This is a genomic window from Pseudomonas sp. R62, assembly GCF_000257605.1.
Taxonomy (GTDB): Bacteria; Pseudomonadota; Gammaproteobacteria; order Pseudomonadales; family Pseudomonadaceae; genus Aquipseudomonas; species Aquipseudomonas atacamensis.
This window is the reverse complement of the sequence record NZ_JH635999.1, coordinates 598,755-601,635: the sequence shown is the minus strand read 5'-3', so window position 1 is coordinate 601,635 and position 2,881 is coordinate 598,755. Positions and strand designations below refer to the sequence as shown.

The 2,881-nt window shown below is 63.0% G+C and carries 3 protein-coding genes and 1 pseudogene; 3 read left to right on the top strand and 1 reads right to left on the bottom strand.

Annotated features, from left to right (window positions below):
• On the top strand, positions 1-755 hold a 755-nt coding region (locus OQK_RS21120; protein ID WP_038861504.1), incomplete at its 5' end, for a YbdK family carboxylate-amine ligase.
• Here OQK_RS21120 and OQK_RS21115 read toward each other — a convergent pair.
• Positions 737-1,168: a VOC family protein gene (locus OQK_RS21115; protein ID WP_016774139.1), complete on the bottom strand. Its 432-nt coding sequence runs from the start codon at positions 1,166-1,168 to the stop codon at positions 737-739. The two genes, OQK_RS21120 and OQK_RS21115, sit on opposite strands and share 19 nt — an antisense overlap.
• Positions 1,169-1,277: 109 nt before the next feature.
• On the opposite strand from OQK_RS21115, the pseudogene OQK_RS31870 reads away from it, so the two are divergent.
• Both OQK_RS31870 and OQK_RS21105 read left to right on the top strand, forming a co-directional pair.
• A pseudogene (locus OQK_RS31870) lies at positions 1,278-2,359 on the top strand (bifunctional transcriptional activator/DNA repair enzyme AdaA).
• 58 nt (positions 2,360-2,417) lie between these two features.
• A partial coding sequence (locus OQK_RS21105; protein WP_016774138.1) for a DNA-3-methyladenine glycosylase family protein occupies positions 2,418-2,881 on the top strand: 464 nt, incomplete at its 3' end.

Here is a 2,881-nt window from a genome sequence, read left to right as displayed (position 1 = left end):
GCGTGCTGTCGGGCCTGCATGTGCACGTCGAGGTGGCAGAGCCGCTGGATCGCATCGCCGTGATGAACGAAGTGCTGCCCTGGACGCCGCTGCTGTTGGCGCTGAGCTGTTCGTCGCCGATCTGGGATGGCGCCGCCAGCGGTTTCATGAGCTATCGGCAGACCGCGTGTGACGAGTGGCCACGCATGGGCATCCCGCCGCTGTTTGCCGATCAGCGCCATTACGACGAGCACTTGGCGTTTCTCACGCGCATCGGCGCCATCACTCAGCCAGGCGAATGCTGGTGGGGCGTGCGTCCGGCCGCGCGTTTTCCGACCCTGGAACTGCGTATGACTGACGCTTGCCCTCGGGTCGATGATGCGCTGACCCTGGCGGCGTTTTTCCGCGTATTGGTGGCTCATGCCAGTGCGCAGCGGCGGCCCGGTTTGCTGTACGACCAGACCGCGCGTTCGATGCTGGAGGAAAATCGCTGGCGGGCCAAACATCAGGGGATTCATGCGCGCTTTCTGGTCGAAGGTATCGACGGCGACTGTTCGATCGGGCAATGGCTGGAGCTGGCCGAGCAGCGTTTCGCCGATACGGCGCAGGCATTGGGCGCGGCGCAGTTGTTCGAGCGTGCGCGGGCGATCATCGCCAGCGGCACCAGCGCCGACCGGCAACTGGCGCTGTTGAATCTGGCGTCTGAACAACCGCAAAACGGCCGCTCGGCTCTGGCGCAAGTGACCGAGTTGCTGCTTCAGGAAACCGCTGGCTGATCGCTCTCGGACGGGCCTTTGAGTTCGACCTGATTGCCATCCGGGTCGAAACAGTAAAGCGACAAGCCGTAACCCTCGGCGCCAAAACGCCTGGCGGCTTGTTCAACGGTCAGCCCGAACGATTGCAGGTGAGCGATGAGCGCGGCTTCGTCGAACGGTTCGATGCGCAGGCAGAAGTGGTCGACATTGCGTCGCTGCGCCTGCGCCGCGCCACCGCCCTTGCGCCCGAGTTCGCCGTGCAAGTCGACCAGATCGATCATCGACGTGCCAGCGCGCAAATGCACCAGCCCCAGCGGCTGGTTATGCCTGACCACTTCGGCGCCGAACACCCTGGCGTAGAAATCGATGCTGCGTTGCAGGTCGGCGACGCGCAGGACGATATGATCGATGTGCTGAATGGAAAATGGATGCATGGGCTGGCTTCCTCGAAAGCGGCGACCCGCCCATTGTGCTGCACAAGGGAAAAAATTCACTGTCGATTTTTCGGTGGAGCCATCGACAAAGCGGATTTACTCTCACGCCATGAACATACCAGCCGCTGTCCTGCCGCCCCACGCCGAAATGGTTCGCGCCATGCTCGAGCGCGACACTGCCTATGAAGGCGTGTTCTTCACCGCCGTGAAACCACCGGGATTTTTTGCCGCCCCAGTTGCACGGCGCGCAAGCCGAAACCGGAAAACGTCGAATTCTTCGCCCACGCCGACGAGTGCCTGTGCGCCGGTTACCGCGCCTGCCTGCGCTGCAAACCGCTGGACGCAGCAGCCATCGCCCCGGACTGGGTGCAGCGCCTGCTGAATGCGGTGGACGCCGATCCCGAACGGCGCTGGAGCGATGCGCAGTTGCTCGCCGAAGGCATCGAACCGCTGAAATTGCGGCGCTGGTTCAAGCAGCACTTCGGCATGACCTTCCACGCCTGGCTGCGCACACGACGCCTCGGCATGGCCCTGGGCGGAATCAGGCAAGGCACTTCGATCGATCACGCCGCTTTCGACTCCGGCTATGAATCGCTCAGTGGTTTTCGCGACGCGTTTCAGAAGTCCTTCCATATCACCCCGGGCCGCGCGGCCAATAGTGAACCGTTGCTGTTCACTCGCCTGACCACGCCGCTGGGGCCGATGATCGCCATGGCCGAGCGCCGTGGGCTGGTGCTGCTGGAATTTCTCGACCGCCCGGCGCTGACCCGGGAAGTCGAAGCCCTGCAAAACCGTTACGGCTACGCGATTGCACCGGGGCATAACGCCCACTTGCAGCAGATCGAGGTGCAACTGGCGGATTATTTCGCCGGCAAACTCACTCGGTTCAACGTGCCGCTGCACCTGCCCGGCAGCGCGTTCGCCCGTGAGGTGTGGGCGGCGCTGTTGCAAATTCCCTATGGCCACACCAGCACGTACGGCGCCATCGCGGCAGGCCTGGGCAAACCCGGCGCCAGCCGTGCCGTCGGCCTGGCCAACGGGCACAATCGCCTGTCGATCGTGGTGCCGTGCCACCGAGTGATCGGCGCAGACGGCTCGCTGACCGGCTATGGTGGCGGACAACCGCGCAAGGCGTTCTTGCTCAGGCTGGAAAACGCCGCACTGCAATTGACTCAACAATTGGCTTTTTGAGCCATGCAATCCAACACGCAAGTAAGGATTTCGATGGGTATGTCCGAATCACCGCAACATGGCTGACATGTATGAGATGGCCAGCGCTTTTCTGGCCGCGATAGACACTGACTGGCAGCGCCATATCAACGCCGTCGGCCCGTGCCTGCATCAGCCACATCCGGCGCGCGATCCCTATGAATCGCTGGTCCGGGCGATTGCCTATCAGCAACTGCACGCCAAGGCCGGCGATGCGATCCTTGGGCGTTTGGTGGAGTTGTTTCCGGGGCAGGCGTTTCCGCGTCCGCAGCAGATTCTGGCTACCGAGGTCGAGCAACTGCGCGCTTGCGGATTTTCCGCCAGCAAGATCGCGACGATCCAAGGGATTGCCCAGGCGACGCTGGACGGCGTGGTGCCGGATTACCCGACTGCACGGGCGATGGGCGATGAAACCCTGATCGAACGCCTGACCAGCCTGCGCGGTGTCGGCCGCTGGACCGTGGAGATGCTGCTGATCTACAGCCTCGAACGCATGGACATTCT